The sequence below is a fragment of the Rhizobium fabae genome, assembly GCF_003985135.1.
Lineage (GTDB): Bacteria > Pseudomonadota > Alphaproteobacteria > Rhizobiales > Rhizobiaceae > Rhizobium > Rhizobium pisi.
Genome location: NZ_ML133647.1, coordinates 32,980 through 54,995, shown reverse-complemented (window position 1 = coordinate 54,995; position 22,016 = coordinate 32,980). Strand labels below are relative to the sequence as shown.

At 62.0% G+C, this 22,016-nt stretch carries 16 protein-coding genes; 12 read left to right on the top strand and 4 right to left on the bottom strand.

The genetic code is table 11. The features are described from left to right. Positions 1 to 29 precede the first annotated feature (29 nt). Entirely contained in the window at positions 30 to 296 is a 267-nt protein-coding gene (locus EFB14_RS06190; RefSeq protein ID WP_125845475.1) for a hypothetical protein, read from the top strand. A gap of 81 nt (positions 297 to 377) precedes the next feature. Here the strand turns inward: EFB14_RS06190 and EFB14_RS06185 are convergent, their stop codons facing one another. The 3 genes from EFB14_RS06185 to EFB14_RS06175 form a co-directional block, all read right to left on the bottom strand. Next, on the bottom strand, positions 378 to 782 hold the full coding sequence (locus tag EFB14_RS06185; RefSeq protein WP_008531490.1) for a helix-turn-helix domain-containing protein: 405 nt from the start codon (positions 780 to 782) through the stop codon (positions 378 to 380). Between the two features lie 261 nt (positions 783 to 1,043). Continuing rightward, complete coding sequence (locus EFB14_RS06180; RefSeq protein WP_126823640.1) at positions 1,044 to 1,880, bottom strand: amidohydrolase family protein; 837 nt, start codon at positions 1,878 to 1,880, stop codon at positions 1,044 to 1,046. Between the two features lie 70 nt (positions 1,881 to 1,950). Further along, on the bottom strand, positions 1,951 to 2,742 hold the full coding sequence (locus EFB14_RS06175) for an IclR family transcriptional regulator (RefSeq protein ID WP_126823638.1): 792 nt from the start codon (positions 2,740 to 2,742) through the stop codon (positions 1,951 to 1,953). A gap of 471 nt (positions 2,743 to 3,213) precedes the next feature. On the opposite strand from EFB14_RS06175, the gene EFB14_RS06170 reads away from it, so the two are divergent. The 4 genes from EFB14_RS06170 (at position 3,214) to EFB14_RS06155 (ending at position 8,838) form a co-directional block, all read left to right on the top strand. Continuing rightward, positions 3,214 to 3,948 carry an SDR family oxidoreductase gene (locus EFB14_RS06170; RefSeq protein WP_126823636.1) on the top strand — a complete coding sequence of 245 codons (735 nt, stop codon included), beginning with the start codon at positions 3,214 to 3,216 and terminating at the stop codon, positions 3,946 to 3,948. A gap of 95 nt (positions 3,949 to 4,043) precedes the next feature. After that, positions 4,044 to 5,321: an L-fuconate dehydratase gene (locus tag EFB14_RS06165; RefSeq protein WP_126823634.1), complete on the top strand. Its 1,278-nt coding sequence runs from the start codon at positions 4,044 to 4,046 to the stop codon at positions 5,319 to 5,321. A gap of 244 nt (positions 5,322 to 5,565) precedes the next feature. Next, a complete protein-coding gene (locus EFB14_RS06160; protein WP_126823632.1) occupies positions 5,566 to 8,145 on the top strand; it encodes a caspase family protein in 2,580 nt (859 codons plus the stop codon). A 24-nt stretch (positions 8,146 to 8,169) separates the two neighbouring features. Beyond that, positions 8,170 to 8,838 carry a tail fiber domain-containing protein gene (locus tag EFB14_RS06155; RefSeq protein WP_126823630.1) on the top strand — a complete coding sequence of 223 codons (669 nt, stop codon included), beginning with the start codon at positions 8,170 to 8,172 and terminating at the stop codon, positions 8,836 to 8,838. A 70-nt stretch (positions 8,839 to 8,908) separates the two neighbouring features. On the opposite strand, the gene EFB14_RS06150 is transcribed toward EFB14_RS06155, so the two are convergent. Continuing rightward, positions 8,909 to 10,513, bottom strand: a complete 1,605-nt coding sequence (locus EFB14_RS06150; RefSeq protein WP_126823628.1) for an NHL repeat-containing protein — start codon at positions 10,511 to 10,513, stop codon at positions 8,909 to 8,911. Between the two features lie 151 nt (positions 10,514 to 10,664). Here EFB14_RS06150 and EFB14_RS06145 point away from each other — a divergent pair, with 151 nt between their 5' ends. The 7 genes from EFB14_RS06145 (at position 10,665) to EFB14_RS06115 (ending at position 21,779) form a co-directional block, all read left to right on the top strand. After that, complete coding sequence (locus EFB14_RS06145) at positions 10,665 to 11,255, top strand: hypothetical protein (RefSeq protein ID WP_126823626.1); 591 nt, start codon at positions 10,665 to 10,667, stop codon at positions 11,253 to 11,255. 189 nt (positions 11,256 to 11,444) lie between these two features. Continuing rightward, positions 11,445 to 11,822 carry a hypothetical protein gene (locus EFB14_RS06140; RefSeq protein WP_126823624.1) on the top strand — a complete coding sequence of 126 codons (378 nt, stop codon included), beginning with the start codon at positions 11,445 to 11,447 and terminating at the stop codon, positions 11,820 to 11,822. Between the two features lie 214 nt (positions 11,823 to 12,036). Then, a complete protein-coding gene (locus EFB14_RS06135; protein ID WP_126823622.1) occupies positions 12,037 to 13,977 on the top strand; it encodes a DUF4384 domain-containing protein in 1,941 nt (646 codons plus the stop codon). Between the two features lie 22 nt (positions 13,978 to 13,999). Further along, positions 14,000 to 15,619, top strand: coding sequence for a caspase family protein (locus EFB14_RS06130; RefSeq protein ID WP_126823620.1), 1,620 nt, complete (start codon positions 14,000 to 14,002; stop codon positions 15,617 to 15,619). After that, positions 15,616 to 18,135, top strand: coding sequence for a trypsin-like serine protease (locus EFB14_RS06125; protein ID WP_126823618.1), 2,520 nt, complete (start codon positions 15,616 to 15,618; stop codon positions 18,133 to 18,135). The genes EFB14_RS06130 and EFB14_RS06125 overlap by 4 nt, the downstream gene beginning before the upstream one ends. A 13-nt stretch (positions 18,136 to 18,148) precedes the next feature. Beyond that, a complete protein-coding gene (locus tag EFB14_RS06120; protein ID WP_126823617.1) occupies positions 18,149 to 19,330 on the top strand; it encodes a serpin family protein in 1,182 nt (393 codons plus the stop codon). A 43-nt stretch (positions 19,331 to 19,373) separates the two neighbouring features. After that, the gene (locus EFB14_RS06115; RefSeq protein WP_126823615.1) at positions 19,374 to 21,779 is read left to right on the top strand and encodes a protein kinase domain-containing protein; all 2,406 of its coding nucleotides are present in this window, start codon (positions 19,374 to 19,376) and stop codon (positions 21,777 to 21,779) included. Positions 21,780 to 22,016: the final 237 nt, after the last annotated feature.

Genomic DNA, 22,016 nt, shown 5'->3' with positions numbered 1-22,016 from the left:
TAGGTTTCACGACCAAGAGGGCGGAAACGATGTTTGAACAATATGCCGAAGGTACAGGCAGTGAATACGCAAGGATCTTCCGGCTGCTGTCGGCAGCCAAGGAGGAGGCTGAAAAGCTTCAGCTGCGTAATCTGATGCACCTGACGAACATGGCGCTGCTGCAGGTCGTCATCGATTGGGACGGCATAGATCCCGACAGGGAGCTAGACGTCAATCTCGAGAAGCTGCTCGGCAGCAAGGCCAAGATCGCAATGAAGGACGCCAGCGAGAACCTGATCCTGATCGATCGTCATTGATCTCGATCGATAACAATTGATCCCGATCAGTCGCTATTGGTCCTTATGCGGTCCGTTGGAATCGCGTGACGGGTTGCCGGTCTATTCGGCCGCGTCAGCTTCCAACTGTTCGGTGTGGGCGATCGCCTGAACAAGCTTCAGGATCTTCTTGCGAAGAGCTTCGTTCTTGATCGAGAAGAAGGCAGCATTGAGAAGAACGCCTTCACGCGAAATGACGAATTCCTCGCTCGGAGCGGGGTTGTCGTTGGCCGTATCCGGCGTCGACAGATCGTCGAAAAACGTCCTGACATCGACCTTCAACGCGCCGGCGATTTCAACCAGCATGCTGGCGGAAACGCGATTGGAGCCCTTTTCATATTTCTGAATCTGCTGGAACGTCACGCCAACACGATCTCCCAATTCCGTCTGGGAAACTTTCCTCAGTAGACGCTGTATACGGATGGTCTTTCCGACGTGAACGTCCACTGCATGCGGTTCTTCTTTCATTTTATTTTCCCTCCTGAGGCCAGCGGACATGAGGTTATTCGTCATATCCCTGCCTGACAACTTTTACCCGAGATGTATAAAGCTCGCAATTGCTTGGTTGTAAGTCGTCTCAAACCGAAACACTGCAATGCTTCATTCAGTATCCAGCAAAAAACATGCCAAAGTAGCACTTTTGTAAGGCACATCACGTTTTTCGCGATGCCGGAGCGTTTGCGCGACAAATTGTGCGGCGGCTTCCTGTCAGGAATTGCGTAAACTAGATCAGAGTGACCAGAGGCGCTGCGCATTGGCGAAAAGCAGCTTGGAGCGCTCAGCCTCGCTGCTGGAGGAAAGCACGGCTTGGGTCGCGGCCACCCAGGTGGAAAGCCCGCCGCCGCGCGTGCAGACCGGCCAGTCGCTGCCCCAGACGACGCGATCCCAGCCGAAACTTGCAATCACATGTTCGATGTAAGGCCTCAGCGTCTCAGCCGTCCATGTCTCGGCATCGGCATAGGCGACGACGCCCGAGACCTTGCAGATGACGTTCGGCCGCCGGGCGATCTCCGATACACCGGCCTTCCAGGGCTCGAAGGCATCCGAGCGGATATCGGGCACGCCGCAATGATCGAGAACGAACTGCACATCCGGAGCAAAATCGACGAGGGCGGCCACGCGGCCCGCCTGATGCGGCAGCGTGCAGAGGTCGAAGGTCAGGCCGCTGCCGCCGATCCGCCTGATGTTTTCGCGAAACAGCGCCCCTTCGGACACATCGTCGGGCACAACATGCAGTACGCGGCGGAATCCCTTGACGAAGGGATCGGCCTTTTGCCGCTCGAGATAGGCGGCAAAGCCTTCGTCTTCCGGCCGGCAGGAAACGATGGCGCCGGCAATCATGCTGCCTGCCCGTTTAGCAATGCCGGCGACATGATCGGTCTCGGCCTGCATGACGGCGGGATCGACGTCGACTTCCATGTGCAGCACCGTCGTGATGCCACAGCGCCGGGCCTCGGCCGCATAAGTCTCGTAGAGGAAATCGTGATCGAGGTCAGGCTCGCCCGAAAGCCAGGGATAACGCAGCGCCGACCGGTCGATGATATGCAGATGGGTATCGATGAGCACGCTCTTTTCCTCCGGGGAGTGGCCTTCCGGCAACCTATCTTTGGTGAATGGATTGTTCAAATAGAAATTCTCAGCTGTCGGTGGGGTTGGCGACGTCGGCGCCGGCCAGCAGCGAAAGCTGGGCTGCGGTCTTCTGCACCAGCAGGATCGTCTGGCTGATATCGGGTGCCGAAGGCGCATTCACGAGAGCAATGAAGGGACAGGTGAGGGCGGCGATGCATCGCCGGTCCGGCCCGAGAACGGGAGCGGAAAGATTGTAGACGCCTGATGTCTGGGCGCTCGCCATCATCTCGTAACCGCGCTCGCGGATCTGGTTGAGACGGTCGTAGAATTCCGCGCCGAGTTCGACGTCCGAACGGCTGCGCACATGTTCCAAGATCATCATCTCCCGTTCCTCCTCGCTGCGGAAGGCGAGAAGCACATGGCCAGAGCCGGTGTCGAAGAGACTGATATGAGCGCCGACACGGATCGAAAATCCCCAGTAATCCGGCGCCTCCTGCTGGGCGATGACAACAGCCGCGCCGCGGTCGAAGACGGCAAGGTGATTGGCCTGGCGCGTACGCTGGGCAAGATCGCGCATCAGCGGCGTAGCATAGGAAGCAAGCCGGCGCACCGGCGCGTGCAACTGGGCAAGACCGAAGAGTTTCAAGGTCAGCGAATAACGGTCGCCGTCCAGCCGGGTGACGTAACCGCGGCGCACCAGACGGTCGAGCATGCGGTAGAATTCATTGGGGCTGCGGTCGAGCCGCTTGGCGATCTCCGCCTGGGTGAGGCCGCTGTCGACGCCGGCAAGCAGCTCCAGAATATCGAGGCCCTTGTCGAGGGCAGGAGCGCGGTAGCGGTCCGACTCGTCGATCTCCATTCCTTCCTCCTGTGAATATCGTCCTGCATATACGCAGAACCGCAGCCGGAAAAGGAAAACTTCGCACTTGACCCTTGGCCAATCGTCTGTTTGTCTATAAACAGACAAATCATAGCTGAAGACATGCTGGGAAGGCGAAAGCCTGGAGACGTCCAAACGGCGAGATCACGAACAAGCCGTGGACAGGGAGGAAGACCATGCAACGCATGGGAATGACCATCAGCCCCGGAGCCGGCCCGAACGCAAGGCGGCGTGCTGCGCTGACCTTGCCAGAATCCGGTCGAAGCGCGCAAAGAAAGCTGAAGCATGTCGCGCAAAACCAGGGACCTGAAGCGTGGCAAGCGAAATCTGAAAGATCGCGATACACTTTAGTGATAGACGGCGACGGGCGAGCTTCATGGCTGAGCCTTCGCCTGAGACGCATTGGCATACCATCGTCCAGCGTGGACAAACCAAGAAGAGGCCCGTGACATGACAAACAGACTTTCCGGCAAGACCGTTCTCATCACCGCCGCCGGTCAGGGCATCGGCCGGGCGACGGCAATCGCCTTTGCCGCGGTCGGCGCCAAGGTCCACGCGACCGACATTAACACTGATGCGCTGGCCGCCCTTGCCGCCGAAACCGGCATTTCCACCCACAAGCTCAACGTGCTCGAAGAGGACGCGGTCAACACCCTCGTTACCGAGATCGGCGCCGTCGACGTGCTGTTCAACTGTGCCGGCTTCGTCCATGCGGGCTCGATCCTCGAGATGAAGGATTCCGATCTCGAATTCGCCTTCGACCTCAACGTCAGGGCGATGATCCGCACGATCCGCGCGGTGCTGCCCGGCATGCTCGAGCGCAAGGACGGGGCGATCATCAACATGGCCTCCGTCGCCTCCAGCATCAAGGGCGTGCCGAACCGCTTCGCCTATGGCGTCACCAAGGCGGCGGTCATCGGCCTCACCAAATCCGTCGCCGCCGATTATGTCGCTCAAGGCATCCGCTGCAACGCCATCTGCCCCGGCACGGTGGAAAGCCCGTCGCTGCAGGACCGCATGCGCGCCCAAGGCGATTATGATGCAGCACGCGCCGCCTTCATCGCCCGCCAGCCGATGGGCCGGCTCGGCACGCCGGAGGAGATCGCCGATCTCGCTGTCTATCTCGCCGGCGCAACCTACACGTCGGGCCAGGCGATCGCCATCGACGGCGGCTGGACGATCTGATTTCAGCCGATCATGCCGCCGGCAGTCCTGCCGGCCGGCCACGGCCATCGGCCCATATGATCGGCCCTCCATAATTATAATCGGGAGGAACAACCATGACCCGCATCACCGACCTTCGCGTCTTCGACCTTCGCTTCCCCACATCGCAAAGCCTTGATGGCTCCGATGCGATGAACCCCGATCCGGATTATTCGGCCGCCTATGTCATTCTCGATACGGATGCGCCTGATCTTGCCGGCCACGGCCTGACCTTCACCATCGGCCGCGGCAACGATATCTGCTGCATGGCGATCGAGGCGATGCGCCACCTCATCGTCGGCGCCGACCTCGCCGAAATTCTCGCCCATCCCGGCAAGTTCTGGCGGCATCTGACGAGCGACAGCCAGCTGCGCTGGATCGGTCCGGAGAAGGGCGCCATTCATCTGGCGACCGGCGCGGTCGTCAACGCCGTCTGGGATCTGCTTGCCAAGCAGGCCGGCAAACCCGTCTGGCGGCTCGTCGCCGAGATGTCGCCGGAAGAGATCGCCGATATCGTCGATTACCGCTATCTCACCGACGTGCTGACGCGCGATGAGGCGATCGAGATCCTGAAGCGGGCGGAGGCGGGCAAGGCGGAACGCATCGCCACCCTCGAAAAGGAGGGCTATGCCTGCTACACGACCTCGGCCGGCTGGCTGGGTTATGAAGACGAGAAGCTGCGGCGCCTTTGCCAGGAGGCGATCGACGCCGGCTTCAACCATATCAAGATGAAGGTCGGCCGCGACCTGGAAGATGACATCCGCCGCCTCAGGATCGCCCGCGAGGTGATCGGTCCCGACCGTTACCTAATGATCGACGCCAACCAGGTCTGGGATGTCGACCAGGCGATCGACTGGGTCAAGGCGCTTTCCCCAGCCAAGCCCTTCTTCATCGAGGAACCCACTAGCCCCGATGACGTCGCCGGTCACCGCAAGATCCGCCAGGCGATCGCGCCGGTGAAGGTCGCGACGGGCGAAATGTGCCAGAACCGCATCATGTTCAAGCAGTTCATCGCCGAGGGCGCGATCGATATCGTGCAGATCGATTCCTGCCGTATGGGCGGGTTGAACGAGGTGCTCGCCGTGCTGCTGATCGCCGCCAAATTCGACCGACCGGTCTGGCCGCATGCCGGCGGCGTCGGCCTCTGCGAATATGTGCAACACCTGTCGATGATCGACTATATCGCGGTCTCGGGCACCAAGGACGGCCGCGTCATCGAATATGTCGATCATCTGCACGAACACTTCCTCGACCCCTGCCGGATCGAGAACGCGGCCTATATGCCGCCGACCCTGCCGGGCTTCTCCATCGAGATGAAACCGGCGTCGATCGGCAACTATACGTTTCGAGGCTAAGAAACCGCCATCGGAGCTGACGTATCCAATGCCGGCCGCATGATAATTTCTTGATTTTTACAGTCTTTCCTGCGGCCGGCGGGCTTCCAATCTGACGGGGCTGCTCCAATTCACTTGGGGGCGGCGAAGCTTGCTTTTTAGGGCGCCGAGGAATATTTTTGAAACGTGAATGCGGAGGGGGTCCGGCACCAGCGGGCCAGCAAATTTTATTGAGCAGAAACAATAGAATGTTTGCGATCCAGCCATGCCCAAGTTTCACGCCGTCAGGAGACTACACGCCTATCTGCTGATCGTCGCGGCAATACTGCTGTCGATCGGCACGGCTCATGCCGCCATGACCGAGGAGAGCGGACGCCGCGTTGCCCTCGTCATCGGCAATTCGGTCTACAAGACGCTGCCCTCGCTTCCCAATCCGGCCAATGATGTCGAAGAGGTCGCCAACACGCTGCGCGCGGCCGGTTTCGACGTGACGATCGGCGTCAATGTCGACCGCATCGGGCTCGAAGACACCGTGCGCCGCTTCCTGCGTTCGACCAACAATGCGGAAGCCGGCCTCATTTATTACTCGGGCCATGGCATCCAGGTGGGCGGGCAGAATTTCATCGTTCCGGTCGATGCGACGCTGGAGACGCCCTATGACGTCGAGACGCAGACCATGCCGCTCGACCTGATCCTGAACCATCTCAAGCAGAATTCGCGCGTGCAGCTGATCTTCCTCGACGCCTGCCGCAACAATCCCTTCAACGCGCAGAAATTCTGGATGGCGGAAAAGCTGGAACCGGTCGGCGCCACGCGAGGGCTTGCGCGCATCGACAGCGATCTCGGCAGCCTGATCGCCTTTTCCACAGAACCGGGCCAGGTGGCGCTCGACGGCACCGGGGCGCTGAGCCCCTATTCCGAATCCTTTATCAAGCGCGCCAGCGAGCCCAACAAGGAAATCCGCCAGGTCCTGACCGATGTGCGTCGCGATGTGATCGCCATGACCGACGGCAAGCAGATCCCCTGGGAAAATTCCTCGCTGACGGACAGCTTCTATTTCATTCCGGCGCCGCCGCCGCCGAGCGTCGAGCCGATGCAGCAGGCGAGCGTGCCGGAGGGAGCCGCGGCCACGAAGCTGACGATCGCCCCGCCGCATGACGAGACCGGCTCTGCCCTGCTCGTGACGATCAACCAGCTCCCGCAGACGGGCAAGCTCAGCTTCGACGGCAAGCCGATCGAGCAGGGCGCGAAGCTTCCCGCCGCGGCGCTGACGGCGCTGACCTATGATTCCACGGGCGTTGCCGCCGGGACCATCGGTCTGATCGGCTATACAGTCAGCGATCCTTACGGCCAGGCGACCCAGGGTGTGGTCGCGATCACAGTCTCGGCCGATGCCGGCGTCAAGCTCGCCCAACTCGAGCAGGAAAAGCAGGTGCGGCTCGCCGATGCCGGCGCTTATCTGAAGGAACTGCCGCGCGATATCGACGCAACGATCGGCGTCGGCCCCGTCAAGGCCGGTCTGCCGATCGTTCCGGCGTCGACCGCCGAAATGACCTTCAAGGTCGCCGCTCTGCCCGACAAGGGCACGCTGCGCGCCGGAGACCGGGTAATCGGCCTCGGACATGTGCTTGAGGCCGCCGATATTCCGGCCCTTTCCTATGAGCCACAGATCGGCACGGAAAACCAGGCCTTCGCCGTGACGCTGCAGGCCGCCAATGACGACCTGGCGCCCGCAACTGTCACTTTCAAACCGACGCTCGACGCCTGCGACACAGCAGCCGCAGCCCCCCTCGACCTGCAGGGCATGACCGCAGGCAAACTGCCGAACGAAATCGACCCGAACGTTGCGCTGCCGGCTTGCACGGAGGCGATAAAGGCCTACCCGGAAGTCGCGCGCTTCGTCTACCAGCTCGGCCGCGCCCAGCTTGCCAACCGTGACACGAAGACGGCTTTTGCGACGATCAAGAAGGCGATGGATGCCGGGCATGTGCGGGCGATTTCGGAGGTCTCTGCGCTCTATCTCGTCGGAGCGTCTGTACCGGCGAACCTCGAAAAATCTAGCGAGATAGCCGCCATGGGCGCGAAGAAGGGGGATCCCTATGCGCTCTATGCCTATGGGAAAAGCCTCTACTACGGCAGAGGTGCCAAAGCTGATATCCAAGAAGGCCTGAAGCTAATGCTTCAGGCGGCCGATTTGGGCCATACCTACGCAATGAACGAACTTGGCTACATCTTCTTCAATGGGGTCAACGTTCCTCCCGACATAGACCGTGGTATTCGCTTCTACGAGTCGGGTCTCAAGCGAGACGACATATATTCAATGAATAGCCTCGGGATGATTTATCGCGCGGGCAAAGCCGTGCCGCAGGATCTCGAGAAGGCACTCGAGCTTTTTAGAAAGGCGGCGGAAGGCGGCCAGCCTTATGCTCCGCGAAATATCGGCCTTATGTACAGAGACGGCTTAGGAGTGCCTAAAGACGAGGCCACTTCTATTACGTGGTTGGAAATGGGCGCCGAGCGCGGTGATTATTGGAGTGCGTTCGAGCGGGCCAAGATGGCCAAAGGCGACGGTTCAAACACAGAGAGCCTAGTCACCGCAGCTCATTATTTTGCTCTTGCAAGCGCGCTCAACAGACCTGGCACCGGCGACCCTAAGAAACAGTCGGACAAAGAGCTCGCATCCTTAGCTGATTCTGCAAAGAAGAAGGCAGCAGAGGCTTTTTCGAGCGAACTGACTCCGCAAGAACTCAAGGCCCTTCCGAAGACCAAATCGCTGAACGAGAGGCTGACGCTTCTTGCGAAGGCGACGTGGGTGAAGCGAAATCCGAGATACGATCTCTTCTAAAACGGCGATCTGGGGGCGCCCTACATGACCAGCAAACTCTTCATCCGTATACTCCTGTGCTCGACTTTCATCGCTGGTTCGGGCGTAGCCCTGCAGGGCTGCATCTTTAACCCGGGAGCCAAGACTTTATTCGCCGAACAAGAGCCGACTCGCGAAAAAACGCCAACTGTTAAAAAGGTGGCAGCAAAGAGTAATGAGACGACGTTCGCTCGTTCGGATAAAAGTTCGGGCTCAGGCAGCTCTTCGGGTATGGGTGGCAGTTCCAGCGGCAGCAGCTCTAGCAGCGGGAGTTCCAGTGGCGACACTGGCGGTAGTGATCCCGGCGGCAGCGATCCCGGGTGGAACTCAGATCGCCGTTTGAAGACGAATATTTGTCGTCTTGGTACTTCCCCTACCGGCATTCCGATTTATGCGTTTCGTTACATATGGGGCGGACCACTCTTCGTCGGCACAATGGCGCAGGATCTTCTGTTGATCAGACCCGACGCAGTAATTCAGGGCGCAACTGGATATTACAAGGTGGACTACGATATGCTGGACGTCAAAATGATATCCATATCGGAGGACATCTCGCTGGCTCCCGCAGAAGCACGCGCCATTGTCGTTGCATTGGCGGTGGATGCTGCAAAAGCACAACCTCTGACAAAACTTCCGACGACGATATCGCGAGAACTTGTCCGGCTGGCAATGTGATCGGAGAAGCTCATTACGTTCGATATTCACGCCGGTTGCGGCTGGCTCGCGACCCGTGGCGTGAGACCACTTACCCGTTGAGCCCCTTGAAACGCACCGGCTGGTAGCCGCGCATCAACAGGCTGCCGAGCGAATAGGTGTTGCGGCAGACGCGGCCCTTGCAGGCGTTCGGCGAGGCCTCCATCACCTCCACCTTGCGGTCGTCGGTGAAGCGCATGAACAGCAGGACGTGCGAGCCCGGCTTGTTCAGCGCGTCGCCCGGTTGCATCGACCAGGGGTCGGAGAGGCGCTTGGCGATGCCGGGAATGGCGCGGGTCGATACATGCATTTTCAGGCCCCAGGCATCGCTGACGAAACCGGAGCAGTCGACGCCGAGGATGTTGGATTGCGGCGCGCTCTTGGTGCAGACGTTGCCGGCGGTCTGGCCTTTTTCCACGCCGCCGACGAAATCCTCCAGCGGCGTCTTGCAGCCCCAGCAATAGGGAACGCCCTTCACCGTCTGCCCGCGCTTGCCGATCAGGTAGATCGGGCGGCGCAGCCGGTTCATGTTGGCGCAGCCCGGTCCGGGATCATTGCCGTAGGCGGCCGGCGTCACCAGCCAGTTCAGCGTCTCGAAGCCGATCGCCCGCTCGATGACGTCACCGCGTGATTTCGGCACGATCGCGACCTTCGGCGTCTTGCCCGGCTTGCCCATGTTCAACGGCTTGGCGGGCTTGGCGACGGCGAGCTTGCGGCCGGGCTCCCGTCCGTCGAGTTTCAGCACCTGTGCCCGGCTTTCCTGAGAGCGGAGATAGAGCACGTCGCCGCGCGGACCGATCGCCACGAAGCGTCTCGAGAACACCGTGCCAGGGTCGATCGGCAGGTCGTAGACGCGATCCACCGTCCCGTTCGGCGTGAAGCGAACCACCAGCATGCCGGTACGATCAGGTTGGTCGGCGGGCACGAGTTCGACCAGCGCATAGGGCCTGCCCGTGGTGTCGATGTCGAGAAGTTCGACGGTGCCGATGCGCCCTTCCGAAGTCAGCTGCAAAGAGAGGAAATTCTCCTCCGAGCTGCTGCGCCGCAACAGGATTTCCGCCTTGTCGTTTGTCGCCGAGACTTCCGCAACGATGTCGCCGAGCCCGCGGCTCGGCACGTACTGGACGACCGGCGGGCGAGCTTCGGGCCGGCTGGTGCTGCGGCCGATCTCGTCGATGATGCTGTTCAGCGGACCCGGCGGTGCCGAGCCCATGGAGGCGAAGACAGAGCGGGTATAGTCGTCGGCATCGCCGCCGTCGACTGCGCGCAGCGTCTGCGACCGGCCGTCGGCGTCGGTGGAGCGTTCGAGCGGCACAACACCGTCCGACCAGAGGTAGAGTTCGTTGTGAACGACAGCGAGGTCCTCCGGCGCGGCATTGTCAGGCAGCGGCAGAACCTCGGGATCGGCCTGCGAGCGTTCGGCGTCGACGGCAAGCACGCGGCCGTTGTTCTGGTCGAGGATGTAGATGGTGCCGTCGTCACCGACGGTGATCGCCGCAGGCCCTGATGCCTCCACTTCCTCGCTGGACGAGATGATGCCGACCGAGCGCGCGCCGTCGCCACCGCGAAGCTCTATGATCGTCGTGTCTTTGGCGAGAACCGGCGAAGCGACCGCAAGTGTCGCGGCAAACAGAATATGCGACCCCAAACCACGCATTGCCTCGACCCTCAAAGAGACCGTCAAGTCTTTAAAAATGGTAGGATAGATGCGCCCTGTCAGCAAGCTATTGCTTTCCAAACGATTTGGAGATCTGCGCGGTCAATAGTACAAGATCATCGTCTCGAAGCTTTGCGGGCAGGGAATGCTTATGCTGGAATGGAACGGTGATGAACTGGCGCTTGATATAAGCTTGCTGGAGCAGGTTCGCGCAGCGAGGATAAACTTCTCCGATCGTGTCTGCGCGGCCTCGGCTAGCGCGGACGAAAAGCACCTGGCGCAGTTGCGCTCCGAGCCGACCTATCTGATGGCCGAGTTCCTTTATTCGATGAAGGTCTTCGGCATCAACACCGCCGAGGATATCGAACGCTTCGCCGATCTGCATAATGACTATGTGGTGTCGCTTACCCGCGATCCCGCCAAGCTGCAGCGCCTCGGGCTTTCACAGGACCGCGCGCTCGCCTCGATGTTCACCGCCGACACCAAGCCGCGGCTGATCCAGAACTGGGCTGATAAATCCGGCGCGATCGACCAGTCCAACCTTGCCCGTTTCCTTGTCGCCGTCATGTCGAGCGAGACCTGCCGCAAGACGCTGATCGATTTCGAGATGGCGGGCTTCATGCAGCGCACACGCTCGCCCTACGGCACGATGGTCGTCTGGTCGACCGGCAAGATCGAGGAAATCTTCGGTGAAATGCTGCGCAATCTCCGCCTCAGCCTGCAGGAATTGAAGATCCTCTAATGCATGTCACCCGGAAGTGTGCAGCGGGGGGTCAACGACATACATAAAACAAAGAGCTAAAGCGCCGCTGCCAATCGATTTCAACCCTCCCAATCGATTGGCGCCGATCGCCGTTGCCTTCCTTCCGGCCCCTCCCTATTGTCGGGGCGCTTGTCGCGTAATGGTGCCAATAGGACGGACTTGACGACGATGACGAAATCCTGGCTCACATCCCTGTCGATCGGCCTTCTGCTGGCGCTGCAGGTCGCGGAACCTGGTTATGCCGGCCCGGCCGAGGATGCGCTGGCGGCGCGAAACCCGTCGCTGGCGGCGCTGCGCCAACACGATGAAAAGGCCTTTGCCGCCGCAGCCGCGATCATCACAGAACACGAAAGCGCCAACGGTCTGACACCAGGCGAGAGCAAGCTTCCCGATACGACTTCGCCCGGGCGCGACATGGGCTCGGCGCCCGGCAAGGAATTCACGGTCGACAATCCGGATATTCTCTGGCTCTACAATTCCTCGCCTGAGGGAATGAGCGATCTGATCTCGATTTTGAAATCGGCCGGGCAGAAACCCAAGAACTGACAGCATCCTCCGCGCAGTCGAACGGACTATATCAGCCGGTGGATATTACCGAGCCTGAGTCTTGCTCACGTCTTTGCCTAGGTGGTTTCTTCGTGGCTCCAAATAATTTGTAACCCTCCCTCCGGCAAGACAGGCGCGGCCATCCCAATTTCGCCGGTCAGTGCTATTCTCATCTTCAAGACAGTGTGAGATTGTTCGAAGAGGAGGTTTTCCAATGCCAAACCGTAAAGCCATCCTAGCCGCAGCCACATTCCTTTCGCTTTTCCCGATGGCTCCCGTCGTCGAGGCGCAGAACGAACGCACACTGACCGAAGCGCCGACGCAGACCGGACCCGTGAGCATCACCTTCGATCGCGCGGAGGCCAAATACGCCATTGGCGAAGTCGTCGGCCTCTTCATCCAATCGACCGAGAACGCCTATGTCACGGTCTTGAACGTCTCGCCGAACGGCTCCGTGGTGAAGCTTTTTCCGAACAAATATCAGACCGATGCGCTCGTTAGCGCCGGCAAGCGCGTGCAGGTGCCGGACCCGGCAAGCGGCGCCAGGCTGCAGGTTTCCGGCCCGGTCGGCCAGGAGCAGATCAAGGTCTTCTATTCCTCCAAGCCGCTGACCATCTTCGCCGATCTCGGCAGCAGTGGCGGCGGCATGTTCCGCTCGATCGACGGCGGCATGGAGGCCGTTTCCCGTAGTCTCGAAGAAGCCCGCAGCCTCGGCACCAAGATCAGCAGCAAGACGGTGATGCTGACGACGGTCGACAGCCCGGCGGCCCTGCCGCCCTCCGCCGTCCCGCCCGTCGCTGCCGCCCCTGCGGCAAAACCCGCACCGGTCGAACAGGCTGCAAAGCCGCCCGTTGCGTCGCCGAAACCTCCGGCCGCTCCGAAGCCGAAGCCTGTCGTGAAACAGGAGGTCGCCAAGGAGCCGGAACCGGTGATCGAAAAGCCGAAGAAGCCCGCTCCGAAGCCCGTCGAGCAGGCGACGTCGCAACCGCCGAAGAAATACAAGATCGTCACCAATCTAGCGCCCGGCCAGGAGCTTGCCGCCGATGAGCTGGAGTTGATCGGCCCTGCCACCGGCACCTCGTCCAACCGGCCGACGCAGTCGTCCCAATCCTATCAGGCGTCCCAGCCGAAGATGCCGAAACTGCCGATGCCGCAGCTCAAGATGCCGCAATTCAAGCTCCCCGGCGGTTTCAGCATCAAGATGCCGCAGCTGAACCTCGGCCGTTCGGCCGAACCTGACCAGGCCGGCGAGGAGATCGAGACGGCCAATGCCGATACGCCCGCTTGCAACGCTCTTCTCGACAAGCTGAACACCGCCGTTGCCGCCAAGGATATTCCTGCTGCCGCGACGGAAGCCGATGCAATCGCCGTCAGCGCCGACTGCGGTCAGTTCCAGGTGAATGCCCAGCGCCGTGTCGCCGCCCTCAGGCTTGCCAGCGCCCAGGAGATGATGGCCGCCAACAAGCCGGTCGCCGATTACGAGCCGCTGCTTATCGCCGCCGACGGCCCGCAGGTGCTCTGGCAGGCCTCGGCCACGCTCGGCGAGATCTATTTCTCCGCCCGCCGCTTCGCCGATGCCGCCGCCGACTATCAGCAGGCAATCGAGATCATCAAGAACGAGACCCGCACGCCGAAGGCGCCGCCGGCCGACACGATTTCCGATCTCATCCAGCGCGCCGCCCAGGCTCGTATCCTTGCCGCCAACCCGACGACCGACAACCCGCAAGGCAGCTTCGTGCCGGCCGAGAAGGATCACCGCAGCGGCGTGCTCGGCGGCATCTATTCTGAGAATGTGCGCGGCATCGTGCCGGTTTCCATCCCGGTGCCGATCACCTTCGACTTCGACAAGTCGAGCTTCACCTCGATCGGCACGGAGGCCGCCCAGGAATTGCTGGAAGCGCTGAAGGAGCAGAAGCCCGGCCGCATCATCCTGATCGGTCATACCGACCGACGGGGCGCCGACGACTATAACCAGAAGCTCTCGGAGCGCCGCGCCCGGGCCGTCGCCGATTTCCTGAAGAGCAACGGCATCGACGCCACGATCGACGCCGAAGGCCGCGGGGCTTCCGAGCCGGTGGATGTCACCGCAACCGCAAACCTTACCGAAGACGATATCGACGCGCTGAACCGCCGCGTCGAATGGCGGCGCGAATAGCTGGGCGAGGGGAGGTTTGGCCATGTCCGCATCCGTTTCCATGGCCGCAACACTCGCCTTCCTTGCTCTGGCGACCACCGACTGCCTGGCCAGGACTATCGAGGCACCGGAGCGCGGCACAGTGAGGGCGGTCCTGATCGGAATCGATCTCTACCGTAACGTTCCGCCGCTGCACGGCGCCGTCGCCGATGCCGAGGACCTCTCGCTGTCGCTGCGCTCGGTCGGCGTCGAAGACATGACGCTCTTGAAAAACGGCGCGGCCGACCGCGAAGGCATCTTCCATGCGATCGAGGCCGTCACGGAAAGGGCCGGCTCCGGCGATCTCGTCGTGCTCGGCATTGCCGGCCACGGGTCGAGCGAGCCGGAACGCGTCAGGGGCTCGAAACCCAGCGGCCGCGACGAGGTCTATGTGCTCGCCGGCTTCGATACCCGGCTGCCCGGATCGCGCGAGCGCATCTTCGGCGACGAATTCAAGGTGCTGATCCACAAGCTGGAGGCCAAGGGAGCCGATGTTCTCTTCATCGCCGATACCTGCCATGCCGGCGGCATGACCCGCGACGTCGATCCGCGCGGCGCCGGGATCACCTGGCGCCAGGCGCCTTCCTATACGATCGAGGAGGATGACCTCGCGCCGATTTCGACAACGGCGGACGCGCTCTCCACCGGCTTTGATTACAAACGGCTGACCTTCCTCGCCGCCGTCGACGAGAACACCAAATCGCCTGAGATATCAATTCCCGGCATTCCGCAGAAGCGCGGCGCGCTGAGCTATGCGACGGCTCGTGCCTTCGAAGGGGCCGCCGACCGCAACGGCGACGGCGCCGTCAGCCGCCGCGAACTCTTCGAATATGTGCGCCAGTCGGTCTATCAGTTCACCGATCAGCGGCAGAATATCTTCACGCAGAGCCCGCCCGGAACCGATCTCGACCGTGCCGTCGTCTATGACTACGACGGAGCGGGCACGACGACGGACGTCGAAAAATCCAGCTCTCCACCGCCACCGGCCGAGCCAGCGCCGATCACCGTCGGCGCCCTCGGTTCCGATCCCGTGCTGCAGGGGATCGAGCCGGCCGTCACGCCGTTCAAGCTGTCGGGAGGCGCGGATGCCGAACTCGTCTTCGATCCCGAAAAGCACGAGGCGATTGCCGGTGGCGATGTCGTCGCCTCCAGCATCGGCGCCGGCGACATGCCTTTCGTCGTCGACCGGATGGCCGCGCTCGACACGCTGAAGCGGCTGTCGGAGACGAACCCGCAGACCGTGCGCGTAACGCCTTCCGACACCGTCCATCGCGAAGGCGAGCGCGTCGGCGTCACCGTTTCGGATATATCGGGCCGCAAGCTCGTGCTTTTCGACATCACCGGCGATGGAACCGTGCAGTTCCTCTATCCCGGCGAAAAAGACGCGGATGCGCCGATGCCGGCGGCCTTCGATCTCGATCTTTCCGTCGTCGCACCGTTCGGCACGGACCTGCTCGTCGCCGTCACCTCCGAAACCCCGATGCCTGATCTGGTGGAATTCCTGAAGCAGAACGACAGGCGCCGCACCGCCGGCAACATCGCCAAGCGCCTCGGCGAAGTCCTGCCCAAGGGCGCGCGTGTCGGATTCACGGTCCTCTATACCTCCGCCGGAGCCAAGCTATGAGCACGTCGATCAGCAGGATCCTCAACGTTGCGGCCGTCATGGTTCTTCTCGCCTCTCCGGCGCTCGCGCAGCAGGATACGGATTTTGCCGGCGAGGATGGCGGGCGCGTCATCGGCGGCCAAGCGGCGAAAAAGGGTGAGTGGCCCTGGCAGGTGAAGATCCTGGCGCCCGATCCCGAGCAGCGCGGCCGCTTCGGCGGCCATTGCGGCGGTTCGCTGATCTCGCCGCGCTGGATATTGACGGCCGCCCATTGCGTCACCAGCGGCCGCTCAGGCAAACAGGATCTCTTCGCCCGCGACCTCCTGATCGTCGAGGGCAAGTCGAAGATCGACAAGGTGATATCAGTCGACGGGCCCGACAAGCCGGGCCTTGAGGTGGAAGACGTTGTTATCCATGAGGATTTTGACCGCAAGGTCTTCGCCAACGACATCGCCCTCATCAAGCTTGCAGAACCCGCGGTTTCGAAACCTGTAATCCTCGCCTCTACCTCGGATGACGCAGTCGAAGCCGCCGGCCACACGGCCGTCGTCACCGGCTGGGGCTACACCAAGGCCGATCACGGTTGGGACGACAAGTACCTGCCGACGGAATTGCAGGAGGTCGAGCTGCCGATCGTCTCGCGCGAGGATTGCCGCGCCGCCTATCGCGAGAGCTCGATGCGCATGAACCCGATCGACGAGCGCAATGTCTGCGCCGGTTATGCCGAAGGCGGCAAGGACGCCTGCCAGGGCGACAGCGGCGGGCCGCTGGTCGCCCAGCGCCCCGACAAGAGATGGATCCAGCTCGGCATCGTCAGCTGGGGTGCGGGCTGCGCCGAGGCGGAACATTACGGCGTCTATACCCGCGTCGCCGCCTTCCGCGACTGGATCGCCGCAAAGACCGACGGCGACGTGCCGAACGCCTCGATATCGGCCGACGGCGACCAGGTGGCGGCGGTTGATACGAAGCGCAAGTCTCCTGGAAGCGACATCGCGGCGGGGACGAAGCAGAAACAGACGCCGGCCGGTCAGCTTGAGGCCAATCTTGCGATCACCACGCCGCCCGGAAACACCACGGAGGCGCCGGCCGCCAACACGCCCGCCGGCAATCAGCCAGAGGTGCAGGCACCGGTCGTCCAGACGCCCGCCGTCGAGAGCTCTCCCGGCGACCGCGCGCTCCTGATTGGTATCGACGACTACGAAATGCGCGAGGCGAAACTGACCGGCTCCGCCAGCGATGTGAAGGCGATGCAGCTCTTCCTCGTCAAGACGCTCGGCTACCGCCCGGAGCAGATCCACACCCTGACCAACCGCAGAGCGACCCGCGAGGCGATTCTTGGCGAAATCGACGACTGGCTTGTGCGCCAATCGCAATCGGGCAGCCGCGTTTTCCTCTATTTCAGCGGCCAAGGCTCGGAAGAAATGGGCGCCGAGGCGACGACGAGCCCGACGCTTGTGGCAGCCGATGCCAAGCTGGTGCGCGATGGCGGCAAGGTGACCGTCACCAACCAGATCCGTGAAACCGAAATCGCCGCACGACTGAACAGCCTCAAGGATCGCCGCGTCACGCTGCTGATCGACGCCTGCCATGTCGGCCCCGGCAGCCGCAGTGCCGTCGCGGCCCCTGCGGGCGGCACCGTGCGTTGCCTCGGCCCTGCATTGGCATCGCTTGAGCCGCCGAACCGATCGGGCAAGGAAGCGAAATTTTCCTTCGGCGGCGAAACGGCGATGGTCTGGTCGGCCGTCAATTCAGGGCAATGGGCGCTCGTCGACCAGGAAGCCAAACCGCCGCTCGGCGTCTTCACCCGCCGCTTCATCGAAGGCGTAGAGGAAGGGGTGGCGCGCGCCGCCGACAAGCCTGTTGTCAGCAATGCGGCCCTCCTCGATTACGTCCGGCGCAAATCGGACGAATATTGCCAGGCGCATGCGGGAGATTGCCGCTTCACGCCGGTGCCGCAATTCTACGGCCTGCCGGATGCGCTCGGCCGTGACGTCGTCACCGGCGAGGAGGCAAAGACGCCGGCCGCCGCCGTCGAGAACACGCTGAAGAGCGACAACGAAGCGGGTGTGGCGGTCGACGTGCTGCCCGGCACCTCGGTCAGCATCGGCGACAAGGTGGCGATGCGCGTCTCCACCAAGAAGCCCGGCTACCTGATCCTGGTCGATATCGACGCCTCGGGCAAGCTGACGCAGCTTTACCCGAACAAGCGCTCGATGGGCCTGAAACCATCAGCCAAGGGCGGCGACAACCGGCTCGATCCGGCGAGGCCGGTGGTCGTGCCGGACGCGCGCAATCCCTATATCGGCTTCGAATATGTGGTGGAGGGGCCGGTCGGCGTCGGCATGGTCGTCGCCATCCTCAGCGACAAGCCGATCGAAGTCCTCGACTTGCCCGATGTCCCTACGCCACTCGTCGGCCAGCGCGCCGCCTTCAACTATGTCTACGACCTAGCCCGAAGCCTCAGGATCGTCGGCGACGACGAGACCGGCGCACAAGGCAAATGGTCGTTCGATTCCAAATTCTATCGCATCCGCTGAACAGGAGCGAACCATGTCGAAATCCATTCTGCTGGCGGGCCTTGCCGCTTCCCTGATGGCGGCTGCGCCGGCCCGTGCCGGCGATGTCGCCGACAGCAAGGCGATCCTTGCCGCGCAGGCCGGGCTTGCCGTCGACCTCATCGATCGCACGCTGGCGACGGAGAGGGCGGCAAACATCGTGGTCTCGCCGGCAAGCCTTACCGCGGCCCTCGGTCTGGCAAGCCTCGGCGCGTCGGACGAACGCAAGGCGACGATCGCCAAAGGCCTCGGCTTCGGCAACGCGGCGAAGGGACCGGAGAAGGTGCTCGACGAGATGACGCCGGAGAAGCCGCAGGCAGCGGATGCGCCGCTGGCGACCGGCGTGGCGATCGTCTTCGACGACAAGCTGGTGCTTGTCCCCGATGCCCTCTCCATGCTCGCCAGCCACCGCATCAAACCCACGATCGAGGATCTGGACGGACCGAAATCGGTCGAGCACATCAACGGCTGGGTCAAGGACGCCACGAGAGGCGCCATTCCGGCAATCCTCGACGCACCGCCCGGCGGCGGCTTCGTCAGTCTCTGCGCGCTCTCCTTCAAGGCCCGGTGGAAGGCCTCGTTCGAGAAGGAAAGTCCGGCCGCCCCCTTCCGGCGGCCTGATGGTTCGACGATCTCGGTGCCGATGATGCATCTCGCCGGCGACGAGCAGAAATTCCGCTTCGATGACAATTTCGTCGCCGTCGACCTCCCCTATAGCGGCGAGACCTACCGCATGGTGGTGATCGCGGCGCGCTCCAGCGGGGGCATCGGCGCCCCCGACCTGAAGGCGCTTGCCTCCTGGCTTCAGGGCGAGAAATTCGAAGCCGCCAAGGGCGAAATCTTCCTTCCCCGCTTTTCGCTGAACGACGGGCGTGATTTGATGCCGGTGCTCAACGCGATGGGGCTGGCGCCTGAAAAGGCCAAGGATGCGGCCTTTCCGGGTTTCACGCGGGAAAACATCAGCTTGTCGCGCGTCCTGCAGAAGACGATGATCAAGATCGATGAAAACGGCACGGAAGCGGCGGCAACAACGGCTGCTATCACCGAGCGGAGCATCGATCCCAATCTGGTGCGTGTGACCGCCGATGCCCGCTTCGTCTTCGCGCTCCGGGATACCAAGACCGGCCTTCTCTTGGCCGCAGGCCTTATCGGGGATCCGCTTCTGGCGGGCGAATAGAATTCGGTTTTTATAAGTACAGCAATCGCAGGGGGATAAGTGCATGAGAAGTGATCTGATCGCCCGCTACACGATCGGCGAGCCGATCTACGAGAACGAGTTCATCGTCTATCCCGCCGAGGACAAGCGGATGGATCGTTCGGTCTTCATCGTCGCGCCCGATGTCGCGCTGAAACTTGATAAAGCCCGCTTCGAGCGGGTCTGGACCTCTGTCAACGAAGCGAAATCGCTGACCGCGCGGCGTTTCGTCGAAATCGAGGACCTCATCCCGCCGTCCCCGGAAGACGACAATTTCTATATCGTCGAGAAACGGCCGTCGAAAACGCTGCACCAATATCTCGACGAAACGGAAATGGTGGCTTACGAGCGCGCGGTTGAGATCGGCCGCCACATCCTCGAGGGGCTGGCGACGCTGCATGGCGCGGGTTACGCCCACAATGCTCTGACGGATCAGTGCATCTACGTGTCGGAGGACTATTCCGGCCTTTCGGTCAGGATCGGCAACCTGCATCTGATCTCGAAAATCGGCGAGCACATCATCCCGCCCTATGCGCCGGAATTCGGCGCGCCGGAGATTTATGCCAGTGGCACCTTCTCTGCCTCCTCAGCCCTCGACATCTATGCGATGGGCATGATCGCTTACAAGCTTTTCCTGCCGCGACAGACCTATGCCAGCGTCTTCGACAGCGTCATGGTCTGGGAGGACGAACACCAGCGCGAGCAGAGCTGGAAGAACATTCATCTCGACCCTTCCAATATCTTCCCGCGGCTCGACGTGCTGATCCCCGGTTTTCCCGAAGGGCTTGCAAGCCTGATCGAAAGGATGCTGAGCCGCGACCCGGCCCAGCGCCCGCGCATGGGCGCCGATGCGCTGGGCGAATTCACCCGCGTGACGACGGGTATCCAGCCGATGTCGTGGGATCCGCGCGGCGGCATGCCGCAGCAACCGGAACCGCCGAAACCGAAGAAATGGACACTTGCCAGGCTCTCGATGATCGGCGCGCTTGTCCTGATCTGCATCGGTGTGGGCGTCGTCACCATCCCGAAAATCCTCCTCCCGGATCCGAAGCTCGTCGCCGACGTCGGCGTCTGGAAGAAAGAGGCCGAAAGCCGCAGGGAGAAAGCGATCGCCGCCAAGGCACCGGAGCGCCCTTCCGGCGACGAGGCGAAGCTTTCCTATGATGTCGGCGCCTCGGCGCTGACCGAGGCCAATGCGCTGCTCAAGGACGAAGATTATAAAAAGGCTCTTCCAGGTTTCCAGAAAGCCGCCATCAGCCTCGGCAAGACGCTGATCGCCATTTCGAAGGAAAATGCGGAGAAGGCCAAGGCCGCGGCTTCCGCCGCCGGCGGCGACAAGGCGCCCGGTTTTGCCGAAGCTGACACGAAGATGAAGGCGGCCGCCGACAGCGCCGCCGCTCAGCAGATGCACGGCGCGGTCGAAAACTATGACGCTGCGAAGGCGGCTTACGACGATCTCTCCAAGTCTCTGAGCGCGCTGACCGCAGCCGAAAAGGACGCGGCGGCGAAGCGCGATACCGCCAATCGCGTCGGCGCCGGCGACAGCCCCGACTTCACCAAGGCGAACGGTCTGATGGCCGATGCCAAAACCAAGGCCGAGCAATGGCAGATGCCGGCGGCCATGACGGGTTACGGCGACGCAACCAAGTTGTTCGATGCCCTGATCGCCAATGTCATGGCGGCGAAGGGCGAGGCGACGGCGCTGAAGCAAAAGGTCACCGATCTCTATGCCTCGATTACGACTCGCGCCGGCGCCGCCGATCCGACCCTTGCGGCAATCCAACCGAAGCTCGGCGAGGCCGATGGCCGCTACACCGCGGAGGCCTACAAGCTTGCGATCGCAGCCTACCAGCCGATCCTCGCCGATCTCGAGGCGCTGTCAGCGCGCGGCTTCTGCCCGGTTTCGCAAACTCTCGCCTTCGAGACCGTCCCGGCGGGAAGCTATTCGCTGGAGAATGTCCGACTGATGACCTCCTCGATGAAGGAGCTCGGCGGCATGCTCGGCGTTGCCAATGGCGCAGTGAAGATCGACAAATCCTTCTGCATGCAGACGAAGGCCGTCACCCGTGCCGAGATGGCGGAATATTACACCGCCAATTCCGATCCCGCCGCAGCACAGACCTATGCCGACAATCCGCAGCAGCCGGCCGACGACGTGCCGCTTGCCGTGGCGCAGAACTATACGGCCTGGCTGTCAAAGCAGTTGAACGCGCCCGTCCATCTGCCGTCGGCGACCGAATGGATGGCAAGTGCAGCGAAGATCCCCACGGAAAAATTGCCCGATAACGGCGATATCATCCTGCAGTGGAGCGCCACCCCCTGCGAAGCCGGCGGCAACGTCGCCTTCATGGCGCAGGAAGGCTCGACCTTCGTCGTCTGCTCCGATGCGTCGGCCGGCGGCATCTTCCGCGTCACCGCCGAATTGCGTTGAGCGATCTGAAGTGTGGAGACGGAATAGGGGAGCGGTGTGCCGCTTACACCGGCGCGGGGTAATCTGTCGCTAACCCGTAATGCGTCCATCAGTGCAACACTTGTCGACGCAGCGCAGGGCGCCTCGACATAAGGTTCTAGAGCACCCTTTATTCTTCATCCGGCAGTTCGCGCTCAAGCGGTGCGGCTCGATAGTTTTCAATTCCAAATTACAGAATACGCGCGTATATTGAACGTG

Excerpts from the sequence above, each read along its gene's own strand:
- EFB14_RS06170 (WP_126823636.1), top strand. The coding sequence starts at position 3,214 with ATGACAAACAGACTTTCCGGCAAGACCGTTCTCATCACCGCCGCCGGT.
- EFB14_RS06165 (WP_126823634.1), top strand. The coding sequence starts at position 4,044 with ATGACCCGCATCACCGACCTTCGCGTCTTCGACCTTCGCTTCCCCACA.
- EFB14_RS06190 (WP_125845475.1), top strand. The coding sequence starts at position 30 with ATGTTTGAACAATATGCCGAAGGTACAGGCAGTGAATACGCAAGGATC.
- EFB14_RS06140 (WP_126823624.1), top strand. The coding sequence starts at position 11,445 with ATGACGAAATCCTGGCTCACATCCCTGTCGATCGGCCTTCTGCTGGCG.
- EFB14_RS06145 (WP_126823626.1), top strand. The coding sequence starts at position 10,665 with ATGCTGGAATGGAACGGTGATGAACTGGCGCTTGATATAAGCTTGCTG.
- EFB14_RS06155 (WP_126823630.1), top strand. The coding sequence starts at position 8,170 with ATGACCAGCAAACTCTTCATCCGTATACTCCTGTGCTCGACTTTCATC.
- EFB14_RS06130 (WP_126823620.1), top strand. The coding sequence starts at position 14,000 with ATGTCCGCATCCGTTTCCATGGCCGCAACACTCGCCTTCCTTGCTCTG.
- EFB14_RS06135 (WP_126823622.1), top strand. The coding sequence starts at position 12,037 with ATGCCAAACCGTAAAGCCATCCTAGCCGCAGCCACATTCCTTTCGCTT.
- EFB14_RS06160 (WP_126823632.1), top strand. The coding sequence starts at position 5,566 with ATGCCCAAGTTTCACGCCGTCAGGAGACTACACGCCTATCTGCTGATC.
- EFB14_RS06185 (WP_008531490.1), bottom strand. The coding sequence starts at position 782 with ATGAAAGAAGAACCGCATGCAGTGGACGTTCACGTCGGAAAGACCATC.
- EFB14_RS06175 (WP_126823638.1), bottom strand. The coding sequence starts at position 2,742 with ATGGAGATCGACGAGTCGGACCGCTACCGCGCTCCTGCCCTCGACAAG.
- EFB14_RS06120 (WP_126823617.1), top strand. The coding sequence starts at position 18,149 with ATGTCGAAATCCATTCTGCTGGCGGGCCTTGCCGCTTCCCTGATGGCG.
- EFB14_RS06125 (WP_126823618.1), top strand. The coding sequence starts at position 15,616 with ATGAGCACGTCGATCAGCAGGATCCTCAACGTTGCGGCCGTCATGGTT.
- EFB14_RS06150 (WP_126823628.1), bottom strand. The coding sequence starts at position 10,513 with ATGCGTGGTTTGGGGTCGCATATTCTGTTTGCCGCGACACTTGCGGTC.
- EFB14_RS06115 (WP_126823615.1), top strand. The coding sequence starts at position 19,374 with ATGAGAAGTGATCTGATCGCCCGCTACACGATCGGCGAGCCGATCTAC.